The organism is Thalassospira lucentensis (assembly GCF_050516545.1).
GTDB classification, from domain to species: domain Bacteria; phylum Pseudomonadota; class Alphaproteobacteria; order Rhodospirillales; family Thalassospiraceae; genus Thalassospira; species Thalassospira lucentensis_C.
Window position 1 is genome coordinate 2,289,907 of record NZ_CP191544.1, and the last position, 20,310, is coordinate 2,310,216.

A 20,310-nucleotide genomic window follows, 5' to 3' on the forward strand; every position below is an offset into this window, starting at 1 on the left:
CTGCCCCTAAATCCCGCCCGTCAGGAAAATGTTTTGCCCATTTACAAAAGATGCTCCATCGGAAGCCAGATATCGAACGGCATCGGCCACATCTCCAGGTTGCGCAAGGCGGCGCACGGGATTTTTACGTGCTTCAATCTCCTTTGCTCGATGCGGAACATTTTTCGTTAAATCCGTAATAATCATCGATGGCGATACCATGTTCGCCGTGATTCCCTTCGGCCCCAGCTCAACGGCTAGGCTACGAACATACCCCCACAAAGCATGTTTTGCCATAAGATAGGGAGACCACCCGACGGGAGGCGAACTATCCAGCGCAGAAGTTCCCATGAAAATCAATCTCCCGTGCCCAGCCTCCACCATACCGGGCATTACAAGCCTAACTAATTCCATAGCGGCTTTACAGGTTACCTGCCAGTGCAAGTCGTACAAATCTTGACTACTGCATGCACCTTCATCAATCCGAACAGTTCCAATATCAGCAGAAGCCGCATGGACGAACAAATTACATGGTCCTAAAGCGATAAGGTCTTCTGTCCCTTGGCCAGGGATGGTTAAATCAGCACGGACTAAATGGCATTTCCTGCCAAACGACTGGACCGATGCTGCAACCTTTTTCGCTACTTCCCTATTACTGCGAAAGATTAATGCAACATCGTAGCCGTCTTCGGCTAATACTGCAGCGATCGTTGCACCTATCCCCCTAGAGCCTCCAGTAAGAATCGCCAGACCTTTTTTGTCCATTTTTCTCTCTCGCGTGCGTGCCAGATTGTACCCTTGCTTAACTCGGGCTTGTCCTTGCATCACCTTGGTTCCGTCATGATTTACAGCACAGACTGCCAGCGTTAATAGTGAAGCCCCTTGTGAATATTCTGTGATTTCCAACGTCACAGAAATCCGATCACCTACATAGACAGGCTGCAACCATTCTACATTTTGACTTAGCCAAACGGCTCCTGGACCTGGTATCTCCATACCAATCATACGAGATATAATAGCGACCAGAATTGCACCGTGGGCAACCGGTTTTGGATGACCAAACTCACGCGCGACAACTGCATCAACGTGAATTGGGTTCAAGTCACCAGAAAACTCGGCAAACTTTGCGACCAGGGCATGGTCAATATCGATACCCGTAGTAAATCGTTGCCCCAGCTCATACATCGTCACGCACCTAAACGTTCCTGAACAATGTCGCGGACCAATGCATATGACAGCATGTCTGCAATGTCATCCGGGGTCAAAGCAATTGAAAACTCAGCTTCCAGTGCAGACACCAAATTTAATTGCTGCAAAGAGTCCCAACTTTCAATTGTGTCCGGACTTGAATCCACTACAATATCAGATATTTCAACTTCTAAGATATCCGCCATCACCTGTTTTAGCCTATTTTCAAAATCATACATGCCGCTTCTTTCTTTTCGTCCTCAAAACCGATCCAAACAGAGCGATGAAGCCAGTCATCCATACTCAAAAATCTTTCTTAAAGGGAAGGCCTGACGCGTTCAAGGTCTTAGCGCAATTCGTTGGCTTCAGCCCTACCGCGAGGTAACCCGCTTATTGCACGCGCAAAGACCATGCCGGTCTGTTCGACCTCGCGGATTTCCAGGATCAGATCCCAGATATCGTCTTCAAGAGGTTGCCGCGGCGCCTGCATCCCGTCCAGCACCACCCCAACTTTTTCTGATTGTCCCCAAATATAGCCGCTAGCACCTTTGGGTAAGAAATAGCTGCGATAAACAGTCGGCTGACTAGGGTCCAATGTCCAAAGCGGAAAACCTTGTATTTCGCGAGCATACCACTTCACTGGCAGATGATGATTAGTCAGCGCTAATCTCGCTCTAACATATTCCCCCACACGAAGCGATCCGAGTGCCATCTTTGAGGACAAAACAGGATATCTATCGAGATCAGTCTGAATCAAGGTGGCATCAGTGTTATTCTCAATCTGAGCTTTAATTGGACTGTAAAGCAGATTTTTTCCAATACTGATGTGATAAATTACAGAAAATACAATTACTATTCCACAAACAGAAGCCACAGTTGCTACGCTTACATCCAATAACCCTCTTCCGTTCAATTTTTTATTTTCTAAGGACGACAGCGCTACAAAAATGATCGTAAACAGTATTGGCAATACAGGATAATGAATCCGCTCTTCTGTAAACCCGGCAAAAAATACTACCATCATATTTGCAGATACTGCGAGCGCTCCCCCTATAGCTAAAGGCCATGAGATTAAAAAAGAAATAGAGACAAGACTCAACACAACGGAAAGTAACAACAATATCTTAATGCCATTACTTAGAATCCATTCCTTTCCGCTGACCTGCCAATCTGTTTCCATTGGACCAGTTCCCGCCCAAACTCCGTTTGGTAACAATCCCCAAAAGGCAATGCTACGCCAAAACACCCCCTGAAAAAAGTAACCAGTATCTTCCATGAGCCGTTGTTTTATATATTCTTTTTGTACCGCGTCTTTTTCCATGTAATCGGCGTTTGAACCAATAAGTCTTCTCCATTCCGGATCCACTAAGTCTCTCCGGATGCCATGAAACCCATCAGGGTGCAAGCCAAGAGCCATGTGGATACCTGTTTGTGCCCCTGTGGGGGAAAGACGACCATCAACCAAGTAGTTCCGTATGGTCCATGGAGTTAAAACTACGATGAAAACGAGACCAGCCAATAGGCAACCTCGAATTTTTGCAGCTTTAGATGTCAAACTTCTCCCCAATAAAGGCGCAAGCAAAATAAAAACATCGTAGAATGCTCCCTGATTTCGAATGGAAAAAGCCAGACCTGCCGACAACCCCAGCAGAATGAAGCTTACCTGATCCGGCCGACTGATAACTCTAGCCACAGAATAAATCGTTAAAGCGATGGCAGGGACATACCAACTGGTAATTTGCTGAATTTGCGGCTCATAACGCAAGTAATCCTGACTCGCAGCCAGCATCGCAATCCCTAACACGGGTAGTATTTTCCCGGTGAGTTCACGTAAAGCCGCAGCCAACAGAAAAATGGTGAATGGGGCTAACAGAACATTCATCACCTGTTGAACAAAGAACTGATGCCCAAACACCTTATATAACAAAGCCGTTCCAAACTGATAAACAGGCAGATAGTAATCATGCCCGGAAGGCGCATCTCCACGTGCAATTGTGTGAGAAATTCGGTCCCAGAAGATAGCATCTCCCCAGCCCGGTACATTCCACGCTGCAGTAACTGGTTGGAGGGCCGCCAACACTGCGAACAAAACACACATAATCAGCAATAATTTTGGAGCCCTACAAACCACTTCCACCGGATCCTGACCCGATAGCCGGTGAAACATTGTCAGTCCACAGGCCCCGAAAATTACAAGAGCACCGCAACCCAAAAGCCCTAGGAGGCCAAAGTCATTGAAGGCCTCGTAAACAGCACCGTTATTAGCTGGAGAACCGCGTGTTAGCGCCAACACAGAAAGTACCGCAAGGATTAGAGCTCCGGCGAACGAGCTAGTTATACTTCGATTTGTGACTGATTCAATTTCCGACCTTGCCGTTTTGATATTAGACAAGACGCGGCCTGCAGCAAACAAGAAAATGGACGCAACGCCAAAAGCATATATCTCGTTAAGAACACCTAGTATCCGAGCAACGCTTTCCATGTTTACAAGCCTATTCCAAATCAAACCATGCAGGTATCTCCAGTGGAGCTTTACTTAAATTCCTTACCCAAAAACCTTTTTCACCATCCACAGCTTCAAAATCTCTATTTGGATAAAAGTCCGCAACCTGAGAATTTTTTTTCCCTGATTTGAATTCGCCAATCAAAATCAACGGACTGTCCTCCGCTAACCGCTTTTCAATATAATTAGCTAAACTGGCTAGCAGCAAGTCCTCCACGCCACGTCCCAAGACCCTACAACTCAAAAGGAATGTGTCAATGTGCCATCGGCATTCCCTGCTTTGCGAAAAGCTGTCATCATTAGGAACTCCAATCGCCAAACCAACAATGCCGCTATCCCCAAATTTGTCTTGAAGTCTAAGGGTCAAGGCTACCGCGCCATTGTTCATCAACGAACACAGCTCTGCTTCACTGTGCCTGTGTAAGGTCAGATTGAATTGATTTGTCTTGTGTATCAATTGAACCGCTCGAGCTAAACTACTAGGACTAACTGGCTCAATTTGGGACTTCATTTCTAGACTGTACAAAAAATCTTCGAGAGATTTTGCTTCTGATCGGGCCACCTTACGCTGGCGTTCTTCGCCATATTGATTTGCCCTGTGCTTATCTTCTTGCGTCAAACGCAAGATATCAAAAGCTTCAAAGGCTTCGACCGTCGCAATATATGCCAGTGGAGAACTAGGTAATTGGACCACCGTTACCTGAGGTAAGTTTTCCCGGACCCAACCACACTCCACCGGGCTGTCATCGACAAAAACCATTGAATCGACACCAATATTTAACTCTTCTGCCAACTCCGTAATGTTACTAGCCTTATCATTCCAATTTGCTCTTATGGCACCAAAGTGCTCCAATTTGAGCAAGCAATCTTCATGATCGGAAAAGACCGTCTCGACATCTTCTTTATTGTTTTTTGAACACAAAGCAAGAATGACACCCTTTTCGCGTAACCTTAGAATGTAACGCTGAAAGTTTTGGAAAGCATTGCCGGGCCATGCCCCCCCCAATCTGATTCCCCCTAAACCATCTTCACCAATTACACCTCCCCAAAGAGTATTGTCTGCATCCAACACTAGGCATTTTTTCGGCAATGTTCTCAACGCTGAAACGTGTCGTGCGAGAGCATTAGACAGGGCAATTTTTGCGGTCGTCGAATGAGGTATTCTGCCAAGATAATACATCTTCTCGTCAGACCATTCCTGCAAACCTGTAGTCTTGATCACAGCATCGCTGTCAAATAGATAACAATCCGAGACAGTTCCACAAATCGTCGCTAACTGCCTGTTTGCTTGCGCGACCATTAGCTCAGGTCCTGAGTGACAATCCATGACATCACTGATATGCCACAGTGATGGTGTCGAAATGGATTGACTAGACACAAGAATTTGAGCATCGCTGAAATGCCGAATATTTTCAATCCAGAGTCGGGTTCTAGCAACGTTAGCATTCAACAGGTCATCCTGAACTTGCCCGGTCCCATCTGCAGCCATCTCTTCTGGCCGCGTCAAAATTACCACGACATCCGGGTCTTCGCGGTACAACAAGGAAGCCGGGTCAAGAATCAGCTCTTCAAATTGGCCAAAGGGCATGACAGACAATGTTGCAAGCAGCCCCCGGCGCGCTAATTCGACACGCAAAAACGGTCTCAGGCCGTCCGCCGTGTAGCTAGACAGTATGGCAATTCGTAGAGGCATTAGTTCGCCTGACAATTCCTCTAAGCGTTTGTCAAGACGCGCATAGCGTGCTGGATTATTGTTTAGGGATCGATAGTCTTTGGTATAAGGAAAATCCGTAAGGATCATAGAAATTGTGTCCCATAGTTTCGAGCAAGGTAGGTGTGCTGGTAATTACCCTAACAAGGTAAGAAGCCGCTCCTCGGCAACCAAAGGTGATAAATTGATGGAGCAACCTAACCACCGGCGCATAACTTTTCCAATATTTCTCTTTATTCACTTTGCCTTGAAACGAGTTTATTCATGAGAAACATGATGCTTAAACCCTTCCAATCTATGCAAATCTTCCCTGCGCCAGATTGCTGTATAAAAAGCATCATATTGATCGATACACGCCTGCAAGGAATACTTCCTTTGAGCTCTGCTCCTAGCCATCTCACCAATTGACCTTCTCAAACTGGAATCATCCATTAATTTACCCAGCTCTTCGGACAGCTCTATTGGATTTTTCGGCGGTACCAATATCCCAGCTGAACCATAGCCAAGAGCTTCCGCATTACCACCTACATTACTCGCCACACATGGAAGGCCTGCCAACATCCCCTCTAGCAATGCGTTGGAAAACCCTTCCTCATGAGAAGGCAAAACCAGTATGTCCGATTCCTCCAGAAGCTCGCCGATGAATTCCACAGGTCCAGCAAAACATATCCTATCCACTAGTCCCGTATTTGTTGCGAGCCTTCTTAAGAAATCTCCATGCCCATCATCCCGCCCAGCCAAAACCAGCTTCCAATCCCGGTCCTTAAGTCGTTCAAGAGCATTGAATAGATCAACATGTCCCTTGTATGGAATCAGATTGGCAACCTGACAGATCAACAAACTATCGGGAACGGCCCCTACTTTCGCACGCCAATTACTTAAATTCTGGCCTGAATCCGCAGCACTTCTTGCAACACCGTTGTATATCACTCCAACCTTTCTTGGATTGACGTGCTCCGCGACCACTAAATCCCTCAGAACGGCCTGCGAGTTGGCCAAGATCGCATCCATACGCCCATGTAACTTTCGCTCAATTGCTCCGACCCAAGGTTTTTGGTCCATATATTTATTAAGACTTCGACGACTCATCACGCGTATCAACCCCGGGATCAACAAGGAAACTGGGGCTCCTATCAAGTAACTTGCCGGCAAAAAGAAATGGATGATGTCAGGTCGATGCTTTGCCAAATGCCTGATCAAACGAGCCACGGCAGAAGCTAGCTTAATTATACGCCCCCCCAGCACCTTCCTTGACTGCCATTTTGGGTGACCGACATCAACATAAACTCCGCTCGCCCTCATAGCGTCAGCAAGAACCCCCTCCCCAAAGAGCAGGAAGACGGATACTTCATATCCCAAAGCAACAAGGGCTGGCATAACTTGTAGTAGATGAGTCTCACATCCACCGCGTTCCAAGCTACCGACCACAATTGTAATTTTCGGCTTTCTAAACTTGCTCACGAATTTTCCTGAAGATCCTGTTTCATTCCTCTACCTGAGGGCCAACCGTAATCAACTGATCCCAGATTTCCATGACATGTCCATCGGAAAATACAGCAACTTCCGCGCAACCTGCCTGCCCTATTTCTTGCGCCAAACCAGATCGACTAGCGAGCGATTTCATAGCTTCAGCAAGTGCTGCGACATCATTTGCAGGCACTACTAAACCTGTTCTTCTGTCTGTAACTATCCCCTTCAGTCCTGTCTGACTGTCCGTAACAATCACCGGACAGGCACAGCTCATCGCCTCTAGCACAGTGTTTGGCAACCCTTCGTAACGAGAGGCCTGCACCATCATTTGAGCAGTTCGATAATAAGCAAATGGATCTTTATATCCATGCATGAAGACACAATCCTCAAGTCCAAAATCACAAATCAGGCGCTGTAAATGCGAGTATTCTGGCCCCTCCCCCAAAATCACCAAATTCCATTCTGCGTTTGCAGTCAAAAACTCTGCAAAGGCTTCAAGTAAAACATCATAGGCTTTTTGTTTGTTCAAACGCCCAACAGCGAGAACGAATGGACGGTCCGAAACATATTTCATTCTAGAGTTATCACGACGAATAGGATTCGGGACCCAAACAAGCTTGCTTGCTGGAACCCAGCCACTCATAGATTCCAGCGCACCTCTAGAATTTGCCGTCACTTTCCAGGCAAAGCGAGTAACAAGCCATCTCATCACATTCCACGATTTGCCCAAACTCTGTCGGCCCGGATCATTACGTTCACAGGCAACCACCCTTTTTCCAGACATGAATAGGGCCAAAATCGTCAAGACCAAAGTTGTTCCGACAAAGGGGAAAACGGTATGATGTTCAAGTAAATTTACGGCTCGACGCAATTTCCAAAGACGTCGAAGATTGAAAAAAATAGCCTGAAACGCATTACTGCTTTTCATGGCACCCTGCCCATCAAGGATAACTCGTGTAATTTCTTTGGGCAATTCAACCTTGTCTTCTTCCTGTCCCTGAAAGGTAATCAGTGCAACTTCAACCCCTCTAGCCGACCAATGGCGGATCAAGTGAGCAATTACCTGCTGAGCCCCTCCACCGCCCATACTTTCGACAACAAAGGTCACGCCTTGTTTCATAATACCAGCATCTCTTGGTAAATCGAGAACATATGCCTCGCATGACAGGCTGAGCTATAAGCACACCGAGCGTGTTTAGCTGCCATTTCACAGCGAGCAAGATTTACTTTAGAATACCGCAATCGATCTAGCATAGCCTTCGCCATGGCATCGCTGTCACCGGCATCCACTAAATCACCCCACCGACCATTTCCCAGGGCTTCTACATGCCCGCCAGAATTTGACGCAACTACTGGTATCCCTGCCTGCATCGCCTCAAGCAAAGAACGTCCGTGGCCCTCATTTATGGCCGGTGCGATCAACCCATCCGCACCAGCAAGCCACAGCAATACGTGCTCACTATATCCCGTAAAGAACACTCGGTCCCCGATCCCCAATCTGAGGGCCTGAGCCTCCAGTGTGCTTGTCAGTTCAGTTTTTCTACCCGCTAGTACAAAATTTGTTCGAGGACGCTCGTCCACAATTCTGGCTGCGGCCTCAATGAAAATATGCGGCTGTTTCTGTTCTTGATGGGTCCCAACGAACATCACTACAGGATCATCATTTCTTGTGACCTTCCGCAACGAAGATTGCCCCTTATCCTTCTCGAAGCCAGGAAAATCGACAGGATTGGAAATGATACAAGTCTTTGCCTTGAGAGCCGGCGGAACTGTTTCATAAACAAAGTCAGATATCGTTACAATTCTTTCAGCAAAACCAAATAATCTGTCGCTAATTCGTGATGGAGCCCATTTCGTGCGGCGATGCGCCAATCTTGGCAATCCTGCCAGTGCCGCAGCAGGCATCCAAGAATGGATCATTCGGCCATCATTAGCATGAACCAGATCAATATTGCGGCTGCGCAACCACAAGGCCAACTGCGGCGCTGAAAAAGTCAATTGCTGGAGGGCTCTCAGTCCGCCAGCTGCACCAACAAACGGAAGATCCACAACTTCGTAAGGCAAGCCCAATCGATCACAATATGATGTCAATGGACCTTCCTCATGTATGACCAACCGGGCTTCAACCTTATCGGTCGGCAAAGCTTGGATGAGAGAAAGAGCGGATACATGGGATCCACCTACAGAGTCTCCCACGAAAGGAAAAGCGATCTTCCACATAGCTGTCGTCGTTCCTTCCCTGAACTCTCAAAATACGCTTAGATACGAGCGCTTAGCCTCACCAATCACAAAACAGCTATCTATCCCGCGTTTAAGGTAATACCTTTCCAATCAATATATATCAACGGCATTGCCCTTTCACTTGAGAAAATGCTAAAGTCCTGAAGGACTTGCAGAACCTAACCTCAGCATGACAATTCAGAAATTTGGACCCGGAAAAATGAAATCAGTTATGTTTTTGACCGTTTTTTTGGTCTTCACAATTGGTGGCAATATTTTTCTGAAACGAGGGGCCGACGAAATTGAATTGGCTTGGAAGAAGGAAGTTCTGTCGCATGTTGTGACCTCTCCAAATGTCATTTTGGGTGTGATGTCATATGGATTGGCCGCAGTTTTTTGGTTCATCTCTCTTTCCTTAACGCCGTTGAACATTGCAATTAGCGTAAGTGCCTGTGCATATGTAATGGTCGTTTTAGTCGCATTTTTGCTATTCCAAGAGCCCATCCCGCCTGTTCGGTGGATTGGTATTGGGATGATAGCTTCAGGATTGATCATTATTGGACGCAGCGTATGAAGCAGGATCCGTACAAGGTCTCAGTAGTAATTCCCGCACTGAATGAAGAGCAGACGATTGCAGGTATTGTATCTCGAATTTTAACCGTGAACCCAGACTATGAGGTTGTTGTTGTTGACGACGGGTCCAACGACAAAACTGCCACCAACGCCGCAGCAGCGGGAGCTATGGTCATACGCCATGCCTATAATCTGGGGAATGGAGCATCCGTTACGTCAGGAAGCCTGCATGCCAGCGGGGATGTCGTAGTTATGATTGATGCAGATGGACAACATCCACCGGAGAATATACCCGAGTTGGTCAGCTATCTCGATGAGTACGATATGGCAGTTGGAGCGCGAACGACACAATCAAAAACCTCTAAGTTTCGCAATTTAGGGAACTATGTTCTGAACCATTTGGGAAGTTGGATTGCTCAACATCAAATCGACGATTTAACAAGTGGGTTTCGAGCGATTAAGAAAGAGGTTTTATTGGAATACATTCATCTATTCCCGGCGCGTTACAGTTATCCAACAACGATTACAATGGCTCTGATCCTTGGGCGACATTTCGTTAAGTATGTTCCTATCAGTAATATCCAAGCCCGCAAGCACGGCAGTAGTGGCATCAGCCCAATGAGCGACTTTTTTAGATTTATCAACATCATGATGCGCATTCTGATTATGTTTAGTCCTCAGCGTTTTTTCTTTCCGCTGGCACTTGTGACATTCTTGGTTGGGATTGCTATTGGTATTTACCAAATAAAAGAACAGGGTGGGGTTTTTGGTTCCAGCGTTTTGTTATCTGTTTCAGGAATAATTTTCTTTTGCTTCGGTTTAGTTTCGGAACAGCTGGCTATACTACGCCGCCAAAAAAACGAAACTACCCCCTTACGCAAGCAGGTCACTCATGCTGACAAGTAAAGCCAAGCACTCATATCGATCGCTCAATCTACGATGACCACGAAGCTGTTGATCGTTGTACTTGCAACTCGGATATCTGAATGGGTTACCAAAGGGGAAGTTACTCCGGGTTATTTTAATCCAGACAAGCGTTTTGACCACATTGTTATAATTGGATTAGCTCCTGATAATCCGTTACAGGCAGATCTTGTCAAGCTGGCTGGAACGGAAAAGGTTGAGTATATAAATGCAAAATTAATTACCCCGCTATCGCTTCTCATAACTTGTGGTTTCCACTCGCTGTTAGTCCGCAGATTGATGAAAGCATGCATTCCACCAGACATAGCCAGTCAAAGACCTTTGGCCGTACGAGCATATGGGGATGGCCTTGCTGGAAAATGTGCTGTAATTCTAGGGCACATCTTAGGTTGCCGCTCTGTTGCCAGCATCCATACAACATGCACAATTGACCCTGCTCGCCGTAATAAAGGTCTAAAAGCCCGACTAATGGATCTATTTGAGGGCCGCGCGCGTATTTATGCCCAACAGCACCTAGACTATCTTATACCAGTCTACAGCCCCGCGTTAGCAGCAATAAGTGCATCCTATATACACAAAACTTTTGTCATCCCCAACGCAGTGGCGACCAACAAGTCTCACAAAAAAAAACAATTTGATGATAGACCCCCTGTCAAAATCATAACCTTTGGTCGGCAGGTTCCAGGCAAAAATGCATTCCCTATACTCTCAGCCCTTGCGAAAGAACGGAATTGGCATTTAACGATCGTTGGAGACGGCCCTGAAGTCGCTCTAGTTCTAGCGTTTGCAGCGAAGAATGGACTGCTCGATCAAATTTTGCATATCCCCCAGATGCATAATGAGCAATTGCTGAGCAAACTAGATCATTACAACATTTACATGGGTTGGACGGCTTACGCAGAAATCCCTAAAACTTTAATAGAGGCAGGCCTTTCTGGTTTGCCTATTGTCCAGAATCCTCTACCAATCGCCATTCCTCCAGAACTAACCCAAGTACCAATAATATGGACAACATCAAGTCGTTCATATGGGGACATATTACGTGATCTTACGAATGAGCCAGAAAGAATGAAAATTTTAGGCGACCAGACACGATCAGCCTTGCTTGAACATTTTGATCCAAACAAGGCTGGAGTAGCGATGGCCGATTTGCTAGAAACTGGAGAACAAAATTTCTACCCTTCTGCTCGCGCACTCTCAGAGGATCCTAAATATGGGCCCTAGCCGCCACCCAGTCGTTCACAACTCTAACGACGGTTCTTGCTTTGACAGACACATCCCCCCCTCAATAGCAGTAATCGCTGGAACGCGTCCAGAATTTATCAAGCTGGCTCCTGTGATCCAAGAAATCCGTCAACTTCTTGGCGACAATTTCGTCCGTGTTTATTCCACTGGGCAGCATAGAAGCCTATTGCAGCAAGCAACAAATGCATTGCATGTCCGAGTAGATTATGATTTTGACTTAATGACCCACGCGCAAAGCGCATCCGAAATACAGCGAAGGGTTGTGTCAGCTTCCGATCATGCCTTTAAGGAGCACCGCCCAGAACTCGTCATTGTGCAAGGAGACACAGTTTCAGCTTTTGGCGGAGCCATGGCTGCCTATTTGAACATGATTCCGATTGTCCATATTGAAGCAGGCTTACGAACCCATAACACCCATAATCCGTGGCCAGAAGAGGGCCTACGTCAGATGATTTCCCGGATAGCCACTTGGCATTTGGCCCCTACAACGTTATCTCGGACTAATCTTTTGGAAGAGGGTATTTCCGCCGACCGCATTCACATTGTAGGTAATCCCGGTATTGATAGTCTTGTAAACACGCTCAAACAAAACAGCACAGAACCCCTCCACATCCCTGGCCTTGATATAACAAAGCCTTGGGTGATTGTAACGATGCATCGCCGAGAGTCGTTACATGGGGCTCTAGATCTTTTTTGTCAGTCCCTTAAGTCAGCCATGGCTGCCTATCCCGACTTGCAAGTTGTATGGCCGTTGCACCCCAATCCTGCCGTTAAATCTACTGTCGTCAGACATATGGGGCATCGCGGTCAGTCACCTATACTATTTTGTGATCCATTGCCATTCCACCAACTTGCTCCTCTTGTTTCCGGAGCACAGATGGTTATCACTGACTCAGGTGGCCTTCAAGAAGAAGCCCCGTATTCTGGTGTTCCCGTTATCATCATTAGGGACTGTACAGAACGCCAAGAAGTTATTGATTTGGGACTGGGACTGCTCGCTGGAGCAGATGGTCGAGGGTTGCTTTCATCCTTTGAACATTTCCTCAACACCCCTGTAGACAAGAAGTCAGTCAAGGTTTGGCAGAATATGCAGGGGAACGGACGATCATCCAAAAAAATTGCACATCACGTGAAGTCTTTTGTCTCATCGGAGTAAGCATTAACGGGCTCAACATGCTCCTGTCGAAGGATTTTCCACCATATCAACAGAAAACAACAGTAAATCACAACAAAAATACTGGCGCGAAACGCAATTGACTCGACTGGATCCCAAGTATCTAGAGAAATCAGGAGTGCGCAGGCAGAAGCAACGGTCACAGCAAGCAGCAAGAACAAAGCTTCTCCTTTAGCAAGAGGCCAATCTCGAAAACCTGACTGCCAAGCAATCCCCCCAAAGCTTGCAGAAGCAACCAAACGAGAAAATAGTAAAACAGCGGCAATTCCCTCAACTCCCCAAACCGGAGCGACTAGAATTCCAAGACCTGGCCCCAAAAGACTTACGAGCAAAGCAATTGCCATCAATCTTTTGCCCCCCGTTCTTAGCACCAAAAAATATTCCCACGCCGTGGTTAATTGATTCAACAGCAAAACCAAGGCCATCAATAGAACAAGCCTTGTCACTCCCGATATCTTCATGTCCAGCATCAACGAAAGCAAAGGTTCCGCGACAACAACAACAAGCCCCCCCACGGCCAACGCCAAACACAGGTAATCAAGGCTGTACCTTTTTACAGTCTGGATCAAAAGATCAGTTCCAGTGGACTTTTCTGCCGAAACCATTGCAGGAAATAGCAACCACCAGAACGGCGCACCACATGCGATCAGTAATGATAACAACAGCAAAATAGCAGAATATAGCGCAACAGCTTCTGACCCCAAAAAATAGCCCACTAGAAGCCTATCGCCCATATTGCTAGCCCATTCAGCGAGACCTGCAATCATAAATGGAATACCCGATATTGCTAATCGTCGCCAATTCTCCGGCAGTTTCTGCTCTGGAAATTTGACACGATATACAACCATCAGGCCGTATCCCACCGTAGCAAAGCGTGCCAGCAGCAAGGCACCAATAGCAGTATGTATGGATACACTACCCGACAAAGAGAGCAGAGCAAGGCATCCCAAATGTACTACTGCCGTTATGAATTGCAGTCTGACCGATAAAGGAACATTTTGTTGTGCCCGCAAGAACTCCTGAATTACCGCATCCATTGCAGACACCCAAGATAATAAAACGATGAGGCCCAACCACAATGAAGAGACCAAGAAGTCAGGAAAGGATAGCCACGCCAGAAGCTGCGGCCCGCAATATAATAAAGCAGCGGCTACAAATAAGCATAATGCGGTTATAATTCCGATTGAAAGGGATAACAAAGGCACCGCATGCACACTGTTCCTTTCACCAGCCAAACTACGAATCAAGGAAAAACCGAGCCCCGCAGACACAAGCGGAACAAAAGCAAAAGATAGACTGATTGTTTGGCTATACCCACCCCATGCAATCGCCCCCATGGACCACGAGAGCAGCGGAACCAGCATTAATGCCGTACCACGCGCAAGTCCCTCGACCAGAAAGCGTTGGCCAAGATCACTAGCCAAAACTTTTTTGATAAGAGACGTTCTCATCCTTACTCCATAGCTCTTTTCAGAACAATATAACGACGGTTTGCGAACATCGGGAATAAACGGGTACAACGACCATCCAAATCAGGATGATCTCCTTCTTTATGTATCCATTTCCGCAATGGCGTATGCTGCTCCAAAAAGGGGATATAGAGCATCTGGCTTAACATACCTGTTGCAACATTTTCAACGATGTCACAATTCATTGTACTTGCTAAGTTGGTAACCTGTTGCATCGACAAAGGGTAAATACCAGAAAAACCCTGCTTACGGTAAAACCGTCTCCAATACAGCCAGCCTATATTGAACCTCATCCCGACATCCAAAATGACGTACCCCCCCGGACGGGCGATACGTACCAGTTCCCTTATGGCTTGGGTCTGGTCTGACATAAGAAGCAAGGTGGCAAAACAACAACACAGATCGAACGAACTATCGGAAATAGGCAAATCCTGCCCTCGACAAACGACCGCGTGAGGACGGTTTGAAGCTGGTAACTTCTTCCATGCGGGTAATTTTTGCATTTGCCTTAACATCCCCTCACTCAAGTCTAAGCTATAAACCTTTCGTCCACTTTCTGCGAGGTTGACTGCATGGCGGCCGCTCGCACCACCGATATCCGCAACGAGACTGCCACTTTGACTGTATTTCTGTAGTAAATGCCATTTGAGCCATTGAGGATAATCCTCACCAATCTCCGTTTCATATCTTGCAGCTCGAGCATCAAAATGAGCAGCGTCGTTTCTCTCACTCATCATAATTAACAGCCTTTGCGAACATGACGAATGACATTGTAAATTGACTCAATAACTGGGCGGGTGTTCATTGTTCCGCGAAAGTAAGGATACAGCGTTCCACCAAAAGATTTTTTGAAATCATTAAGTCCTTTAAGTTTACCAGACTGTGCTCCGGGAAAGGCCTCTCCACATTCCAACCAAACCACCCCTTCACGTTTCAACGCAAGAATTGCATGCCACATACCAAAATCATTGGCACATAGTTGTAGAGCTTGATCTTCACAGGCAGTAGTCCAGTACAAAGCGGTATCCTGCCACCGAAGAAAATTCTGTATGGCAATAACTTTTGATTTGCGCCGGATGATCCCTGTTCTAGCTAAACCTTCCAGCGAAATCCGACCGAATATTTGCTGGAAGTATTCTTCTGGATGGGAGGGGATTTTATTTCGCTTACAGGTTTGTTCATGCAGAGCCATATAGGTCTCTAACAATGTTGGCGACGGTTTTATCCATTCATGGGACAACTCTTGCCGAAGGCCCTTATTGATTTGTTTTCGGCTCCGATGCTCAAGGTTTCGCCACAAGTCATCTTCACTTTTATCGTCAAGTTGCAGAATCCAAGTTTGACTAGAACTGTCACTTACAGGAAGATGACATAGCGGATTTACAGTAGCCTTTTGGGCAAGCAACTGTGATCGAGAAAGGGGGGGACAAGATATGTCTAACCGACGACTGCCAAAATTCTTCGCCGTATCTTTAAAATGAGCAAGAATTGTGCGCCACGTTTTCCCAACTGTTTTTGCAGGTAAATTTGGGTCAATTGCCGGTCCCCCTGTACTTTCCAAGTATCCACCTGTAAAAGTAGAAAATTTATGCGGCAGCACCAGCACAAGCGGCACAATCGCCAAAATTTTATCACCACGTGTCTTGTCGAGAACTAAAAAACCAAGATCCGTTGTATTCCGCCATTGCGCCCTAGCAACCTGCAGTACTGGATCATGCCACGCCCAACATGTGTCCCAATCGCATGCAGCTTGACGAACTTTTTCCAGTTCCCGCTCTCTGATCAAACAGATGTCGAACATATGCGATCCTGTATCAGAGCTTCAATCTGCTTCGCCATCATCTTAGCAACATTACCACTTTCGAAAACATGCGTATCAATCATTGACTTTTTTTTTGCCTTCTTCAGGGAAGTCAATCAATCTTTGGAACGTGTCTGCGATCTCTGCGGGGTCGAAGTTTTTAATGACTGTGCCCCCTGCAGATTCTGTTAACCTGGCGACGGTGCCCTCACTACAAATAGCAACTAAGGCCGACCCACTACCAATATAATCAACAAGTTTTGACGGTAAATAAAAGCTTACCCCGTCCTGCGGAGCGTCAATGGTAACGAGGAAGTCAGCCTCACCCATCAGTCGCAACGCTTCAGTATGGGGCACAATACCCATATAGCCCACCTCTACCTTGTCGCTAGAAGCAGATGAACGCTGTCCATTATACCCTTTATAAGCCTCATGCGGGTTTCCATAGATCTCAAAGGATACCCTTTTACCCTTCGGTACTTTTATGTGATCTAATGCTTTGAGCAAAATCTCGGGATGACGGGCACCATAGAATGAGCCAAAGAGTCGAAACCTGATAACTTCATCAACCGGATTTTCTTCTGCTCCATCAAACCTAGCTAAATGTTCATCAACAGCATATAGGGCAGGATCGAAACTGTGCGGAAGCGTTATGGACTTACTTATAAGTCGAAACAACGCATTCGTCATAAAGTCACGCAAGCCGTCAGTTGGAAAAACTAACCTGTCTGCCGCCTCAAGAACTTTTCTCTCTTGCCTTGTACTCCAAGATGAAAATAAAGGGATCGTCTTCTGATGGTCTGCACCGCTCCAAGGATCTGAAAAGCACGCAATCCAAGGTAAATCAGGAAATTCTTTTTTTAGGTCTAACCCTACAAGATGGGCTGAGTGATATTGAGACCTTGTTATTAGTACATCATAATTGTTCGCACAGATCATCTCTCTTGCTCTGCGTTTCACAACACAATGCATCAGAACCCAGCGGTCCGGGCGTAACGGCAGTCTTGATAGTCCCGTCATCCATCTAACCAATTGCGGTTGGGCAATTTCTTCAAGATGGTTTAGATGTTCCTTAGCATAGCGCCCTGCCTCAAAATCACTGTATCCCGCGACAGCAAGAGCTTCCAAAGAAATAACGTCGACACTTATGTTTTTCTGTCTAGACAGGTGATGGAGCAATTTCGCTGTAACAAACGCCTCCGGTGACGCTGTTGGCGGAAAACAGTAACCTATGACCAGTAATTTTCGCGTCACCCTCTTTTCACCTCAACCAAAGATCTTTCCTTCAACCCAACTGTCACTGCTTGATAATCTGGTTGGGCCCAAGATGCAAAAGAGACCAATAAATCAATTACCTGAGTTTCTCCTACAATGTCTGCAGGATCAAAATAGATATTCAGTAGAAGAGGAGTTTCACATTCAAACAAATCAAGATATTGCTGCAAAGCCTGAACAAGCTGTTCGACCCCTAATGCATCAGGCGCAGAAACAAACCCCCATGAATCAATCAGTTGAGCTGGTTTGGCTAAGCATCCTGAAAGAGGGGTCTCAACCAACCCATTCGTCGGTTCATACTGGCTGCCATGATGCACCGCAAAACGTGGGGTAACTGAACTCGAATAGGTATAGCCTAATTTACTCAACCAATCGTATAATAGTTTCAATTGTTTCGGCTGGCAAAACTCTCCGAAATGTGGTGTTCGAAAAATGGTTGGAGCTTCACCTGTCAGTTCCGTAATATTTTCATGACCTTTTCGAATATCCTCCCTCCAAGCATTCTCCGACAACCCCTTGTAGCTTAAAGTTGAATACACTCTCCCTGTATCTGGATCCACTGCAGCGTGACGACGGAAACCGTGATTAATAAACTTTCCACCAAGGCGAGGCAACTGTTGGTAAATACTCCAATGGTCCCTCAATAGTTCACCTGGAACCGCATAAAGGGCCGGGATTCCGGCTTTGAAGAAAACAGTTTGCAAAGAAAGCGCTGCCTTAGCATCCCGATCAGTGTCGCAATCAAAGGAAAGAACGACAGCCGGTCGCTGCAGATCGTTTTCCTGCGCCCATCTTGCTAAACGAGATTTATAGAGGGGAGGATTAATTCTCAAAGCTGACCGTAAAATTAGACCGGTTAGTTTATCGATCATGAAAGACTCTTTCTTCCACTGTTCTGCTAGACAGGATGTCAAGCGGGAAAAGGTTCCCGATAAGCTTGCAACTCTATTTTGCAAATAAAACACGAAGATATATTTATACCCATATCACTTAACTGGTTTCTGTAGTCAAGGAAACCTGACGGTAAATGCTTGTTTTGCAATGAACATTCCTGCCTTTTTAATTACTCCTACCTGAAATATTACTATGCGACGTAGTCATCCTGAGTTTTTTCTCTGTAGGATTTAGCTAGAGGCTTCCCCTCCGCTGAACCTGCTCAGAGCTCTGCTTTACTTGGTTTGAACATAAGTTTCAAGTCCACCTACCCCACCTACCAGACATTAAAAAGTCCGCCACTGGGGCGAGCTTATTTAAAGTTGGTTGCGGGGGGTGGATTTGAACCTTTTCGGACCAAGCTACTAGGCCTGACGAGCTGCATAGTGGCCTGAAAAAAAATGATGAATGCGCTCTATTTCAAAGACCTTTTAGAAAAAACCACAGAGGTGTGATTGCGGCGGTCTTGCGCGGCGGCGTACCAAGCGGCCAGCTTTACAGGTACGATCTGGTTTCACGCGCTTGACGAGTTTGGCGAGCCCATTCGTGACAAGCGCAAGGTTAACGAAGAGCAAGCCACGATCATTCGCGAGATTTTTGAATATCATGCAGAAGGTCGGAAGCTCGAACACACTTGCGATGACCTCAATCGCTAAGACATAGGTTTTCCCAAAGGCGGAAAATGGGCTCCATCAAGCCTTCTCGGAATCATGACGCTCTATTGATTCAGAGATCAGAAACAAATGCAACTGTAATGCTAGGCGATGTTTACATTCAGGATTCCCATTTAGCCGAGAATATGATTCAAGCTTCTGGCTGTATGGAGGTCAGCCTGAATGGATCGACAGGAACTAAGTGATGCGCTTTGCGATCGGATGGCTCCACTGTTACCGGGCAAAGCAACAGACCTCGGACGCACGGGACAGGATAACCGCCTGTTCGTGGAGGAGGTCCTGTAGCTGGCGCGCTCAGGAGCACATTGGCCTGTTCTGCCCAAGGAGTTTGGCCGCTGGCACACGGTCTACCAGCGTTTCAATCGCTGGTGTCGCAAAGGGGTTTGGGAGAACCTTTTCAAAGCGTTGAGCGATGATGCCGACTTTGAGTATATCCTGGTCGACAGTACCATCATGCGCGCCCATCAGCACAGTGCAAGTGCCCCCAATCCGAAGATCGGTTTGAAGCTCACGCACTGGGACGGTCCAAAGGTGGACTGAGCACCAAAGTCCATGCAGCCACCGATGCCTTGGGCAATTCAGTACGTTTCATCCTGACGGGTGGTGAGCGCAACGACATCACCCAAATCGAAGGTCTTCTCGAAGGTCTTCTCGAAGGTTTGAAGGCAAATTATGTGCTGGCGGACAAAGGTTATGACGGTCAATGCGCCATGAACGCTATCCCCACGACCGGAGAAAAACCTGTCGTACCCCGCCGAACCACAACAGCACAATGGCGGCCTTTCGACCGAGAACTCTACAAAGAGCGCAATATGATTGAACGTTTCTTCAGCAAAATCAAAAACTTCAGACGTATTGCAACCCGTTACGGCAAACTTTCCAGAAACTATATGGGGTTCCTGAACCTCGTCGCCGCGCTCAAATGTTGTCAATGAATGTAAACACCTACTAGGTTTCTGAAAAGGTGACATTCTCCCAAAACTTGATTTTCAGAAAAGAACAAAGACTACGCACTTTGCAACCGATAGAGTTTAGATGCCAAGTCTTGAACGTGTTCTGTGGCACGGCTAGCCTGTAAGGAGGCTTGATATGGATCTACGCCTAGCAAATTGTGTTTTTGGGTATCAGTACCTTTGATCCGTTCCTCCTTTGACCAGTCACGCCTAATTAG

The 20,310-nt window shown here is 46.6% G+C and carries 17 protein-coding genes and 1 pseudogene; 6 read left to right on the forward strand and 12 right to left on the reverse strand.

What is annotated here, in order from left to right; genetic code table 11:
• Window positions 1-6 precede the first annotated feature (6 nt).
• From ACQ0MK_RS10645 to ACQ0MK_RS10675, 7 genes are all read right to left on the reverse strand, one after another.
• Complete coding sequence (locus ACQ0MK_RS10645; protein WP_430476020.1) at window positions 7-1,164, reverse strand: SDR family oxidoreductase; 1,158 nt, start codon at window positions 1,162-1,164, stop codon at window positions 7-9.
• 2 nt (window positions 1,165-1,166) lie between these two features.
• On the reverse strand, window positions 1,167-1,406 hold the full coding sequence (locus ACQ0MK_RS10650) for an acyl carrier protein (protein ID WP_430475995.1): 240 nt from the start codon (window positions 1,404-1,406) through the stop codon (window positions 1,167-1,169).
• A 107-nt stretch (window positions 1,407-1,513) separates the two neighbouring features.
• On the reverse strand, window positions 1,514-3,649 hold the full coding sequence (locus tag ACQ0MK_RS10655) for an ArnT family glycosyltransferase (protein WP_430475996.1): 2,136 nt from the start codon (window positions 3,647-3,649) through the stop codon (window positions 1,514-1,516).
• A 10-nt stretch (window positions 3,650-3,659) separates the two neighbouring features.
• Window positions 3,660-5,471, reverse strand: coding sequence for an HAD-IIIC family phosphatase (locus ACQ0MK_RS10660; RefSeq protein ID WP_430472564.1), 1,812 nt, complete (start codon window positions 5,469-5,471; stop codon window positions 3,660-3,662).
• Window positions 5,472-5,639: 168 nt separating this feature from the next.
• Window positions 5,640-6,842, reverse strand: coding sequence for a glycosyltransferase (locus tag ACQ0MK_RS10665; RefSeq protein WP_430472565.1), 1,203 nt, complete (start codon window positions 6,840-6,842; stop codon window positions 5,640-5,642).
• A gap of 22 nt (window positions 6,843-6,864) precedes the next feature.
• Window positions 6,865-7,971, reverse strand: coding sequence for a glycosyltransferase (locus ACQ0MK_RS10670; RefSeq protein WP_430472566.1), 1,107 nt, complete (start codon window positions 7,969-7,971; stop codon window positions 6,865-6,867).
• Window positions 7,968-9,071: a glycosyltransferase family 4 protein gene (locus ACQ0MK_RS10675; RefSeq protein WP_430472567.1), complete on the reverse strand. Its 1,104-nt coding sequence runs from the start codon at window positions 9,069-9,071 to the stop codon at window positions 7,968-7,970. Before ACQ0MK_RS10675 ends, ACQ0MK_RS10670 begins: the two co-directional genes overlap by 4 nt.
• Before the next feature lie 190 nt (window positions 9,072-9,261).
• Between ACQ0MK_RS10675 and ACQ0MK_RS10680 the strand changes: the two genes are divergently transcribed.
• The 4 genes from ACQ0MK_RS10680 to wecB are packed head-to-tail and all read left to right on the forward strand — an operon-like array spanning window position 9,262 to window position 12,969.
• The gene (locus ACQ0MK_RS10680) at window positions 9,262-9,645 is read left to right on the forward strand and encodes an EamA family transporter (RefSeq protein ID WP_430472568.1); all 384 of its coding nucleotides are present in this window, start codon (window positions 9,262-9,264) and stop codon (window positions 9,643-9,645) included.
• A complete protein-coding gene (locus ACQ0MK_RS10685) occupies window positions 9,642-10,550 on the forward strand; it encodes a glycosyltransferase family 2 protein (protein ID WP_430472569.1) in 909 nt (302 codons plus the stop codon). Before ACQ0MK_RS10680 ends, ACQ0MK_RS10685 begins: the two co-directional genes overlap by 4 nt.
• Before the next feature lie 33 nt (window positions 10,551-10,583).
• Window positions 10,584-11,792, forward strand: coding sequence for a glycosyltransferase (locus ACQ0MK_RS10690; RefSeq protein ID WP_430472570.1), 1,209 nt, complete (start codon window positions 10,584-10,586; stop codon window positions 11,790-11,792).
• Window positions 11,782-12,969, forward strand: a complete 1,188-nt coding sequence (gene wecB, locus ACQ0MK_RS10695) for a non-hydrolyzing UDP-N-acetylglucosamine 2-epimerase (RefSeq protein ID WP_430472571.1) — start codon at window positions 11,782-11,784, stop codon at window positions 12,967-12,969. Before ACQ0MK_RS10690 ends, wecB begins: the two co-directional genes overlap by 11 nt.
• On the opposite strand, the gene ACQ0MK_RS10700 is transcribed toward wecB, so the two are convergent.
• The 5 genes from ACQ0MK_RS10700 to ACQ0MK_RS10720 all read right to left on the reverse strand — a co-directional run bounded on the left by ACQ0MK_RS10700 (window position 12,939) and on the right by ACQ0MK_RS10720 (window position 18,404).
• On the reverse strand, window positions 12,939-14,438 hold the full coding sequence (locus ACQ0MK_RS10700; RefSeq protein WP_430472572.1) for a lipopolysaccharide biosynthesis protein: 1,500 nt from the start codon (window positions 14,436-14,438) through the stop codon (window positions 12,939-12,941). The two genes, wecB and ACQ0MK_RS10700, sit on opposite strands and share 31 nt — an antisense overlap.
• A gap of 2 nt (window positions 14,439-14,440) precedes the next feature.
• A complete protein-coding gene (locus ACQ0MK_RS10705; RefSeq protein ID WP_430472573.1) occupies window positions 14,441-15,193 on the reverse strand; it encodes a class I SAM-dependent methyltransferase in 753 nt (250 codons plus the stop codon).
• A gap of 2 nt (window positions 15,194-15,195) precedes the next feature.
• Complete coding sequence (locus ACQ0MK_RS10710) at window positions 15,196-16,257, reverse strand: GNAT family N-acetyltransferase (RefSeq protein ID WP_430472574.1); 1,062 nt, start codon at window positions 16,255-16,257, stop codon at window positions 15,196-15,198.
• 75 nt (window positions 16,258-16,332) lie between these two features.
• Window positions 16,333-17,511 (reverse strand): hypothetical protein, encoded by a 1,179-nt coding sequence (locus tag ACQ0MK_RS10715; protein WP_430472575.1) that lies wholly within the window; start codon window positions 17,509-17,511, stop codon window positions 16,333-16,335.
• Entirely contained in the window at window positions 17,508-18,404 is an 897-nt protein-coding gene (locus ACQ0MK_RS10720) for a polysaccharide deacetylase family protein (RefSeq protein ID WP_430472576.1), read from the reverse strand. The genes ACQ0MK_RS10715 and ACQ0MK_RS10720 overlap by 4 nt, the downstream gene beginning before the upstream one ends.
• Before the next feature lie 516 nt (window positions 18,405-18,920).
• Here ACQ0MK_RS10720 and ACQ0MK_RS10725 point away from each other — a divergent pair.
• Together ACQ0MK_RS10725 and ACQ0MK_RS10730 are read left to right on the forward strand one after the other, a co-directional pair.
• Window positions 18,921-19,121, forward strand: coding sequence for a hypothetical protein (locus ACQ0MK_RS10725; protein WP_430472577.1), 201 nt, complete (start codon window positions 18,921-18,923; stop codon window positions 19,119-19,121).
• Window positions 19,122-19,301: 180 nt separating this feature from the next.
• Window positions 19,302-20,074: pseudogene (locus ACQ0MK_RS10730) on the forward strand (IS5 family transposase).
• Window positions 20,075-20,310 lie beyond the last annotated feature (236 nt).

Bases quoted from the DNA above. Each gene is read 5' to 3' on its own strand.
- ACQ0MK_RS10645 (WP_430476020.1), bottom strand. From the start codon at position 1,164: ATGTATGAGCTGGGGCAACGATTTACTACGGGTATCGATATTGACCAT.
- ACQ0MK_RS10650 (WP_430475995.1), bottom strand. From the start codon at position 1,406: ATGTATGATTTTGAAAATAGGCTAAAACAGGTGATGGCGGATATCTTA.
- ACQ0MK_RS10655 (WP_430475996.1), bottom strand. From the start codon at position 3,649: ATGGAAAGCGTTGCTCGGATACTAGGTGTTCTTAACGAGATATATGCT.
- ACQ0MK_RS10660 (WP_430472564.1), bottom strand. From the start codon at position 5,471: ATGATCCTTACGGATTTTCCTTATACCAAAGACTATCGATCCCTAAAC.
- ACQ0MK_RS10670 (WP_430472566.1), bottom strand. From the start codon at position 7,971: ATGAAACAAGGCGTGACCTTTGTTGTCGAAAGTATGGGCGGTGGAGGG.
- ACQ0MK_RS10675 (WP_430472567.1), bottom strand. From the start codon at position 9,071: ATGTGGAAGATCGCTTTTCCTTTCGTGGGAGACTCTGTAGGTGGATCC.
- ACQ0MK_RS10680 (WP_430472568.1), top strand. From the start codon at position 9,262: ATGACAATTCAGAAATTTGGACCCGGAAAAATGAAATCAGTTATGTTT.
- ACQ0MK_RS10685 (WP_430472569.1), top strand. From the start codon at position 9,642: ATGAAGCAGGATCCGTACAAGGTCTCAGTAGTAATTCCCGCACTGAAT.
- ACQ0MK_RS10690 (WP_430472570.1), top strand. From the start codon at position 10,584: ATGACCACGAAGCTGTTGATCGTTGTACTTGCAACTCGGATATCTGAA.
- wecB (WP_430472571.1), top strand. From the start codon at position 11,782: ATGGGCCCTAGCCGCCACCCAGTCGTTCACAACTCTAACGACGGTTCT.
- ACQ0MK_RS10700 (WP_430472572.1), bottom strand. From the start codon at position 14,438: ATGAGAACGTCTCTTATCAAAAAAGTTTTGGCTAGTGATCTTGGCCAA.
- ACQ0MK_RS10705 (WP_430472573.1), bottom strand. From the start codon at position 15,193: ATGATGAGTGAGAGAAACGACGCTGCTCATTTTGATGCTCGAGCTGCA.
- ACQ0MK_RS10710 (WP_430472574.1), bottom strand. From the start codon at position 16,257: ATGTTCGACATCTGTTTGATCAGAGAGCGGGAACTGGAAAAAGTTCGT.
- ACQ0MK_RS10720 (WP_430472576.1), bottom strand. From the start codon at position 18,404: ATGATCGATAAACTAACCGGTCTAATTTTACGGTCAGCTTTGAGAATT.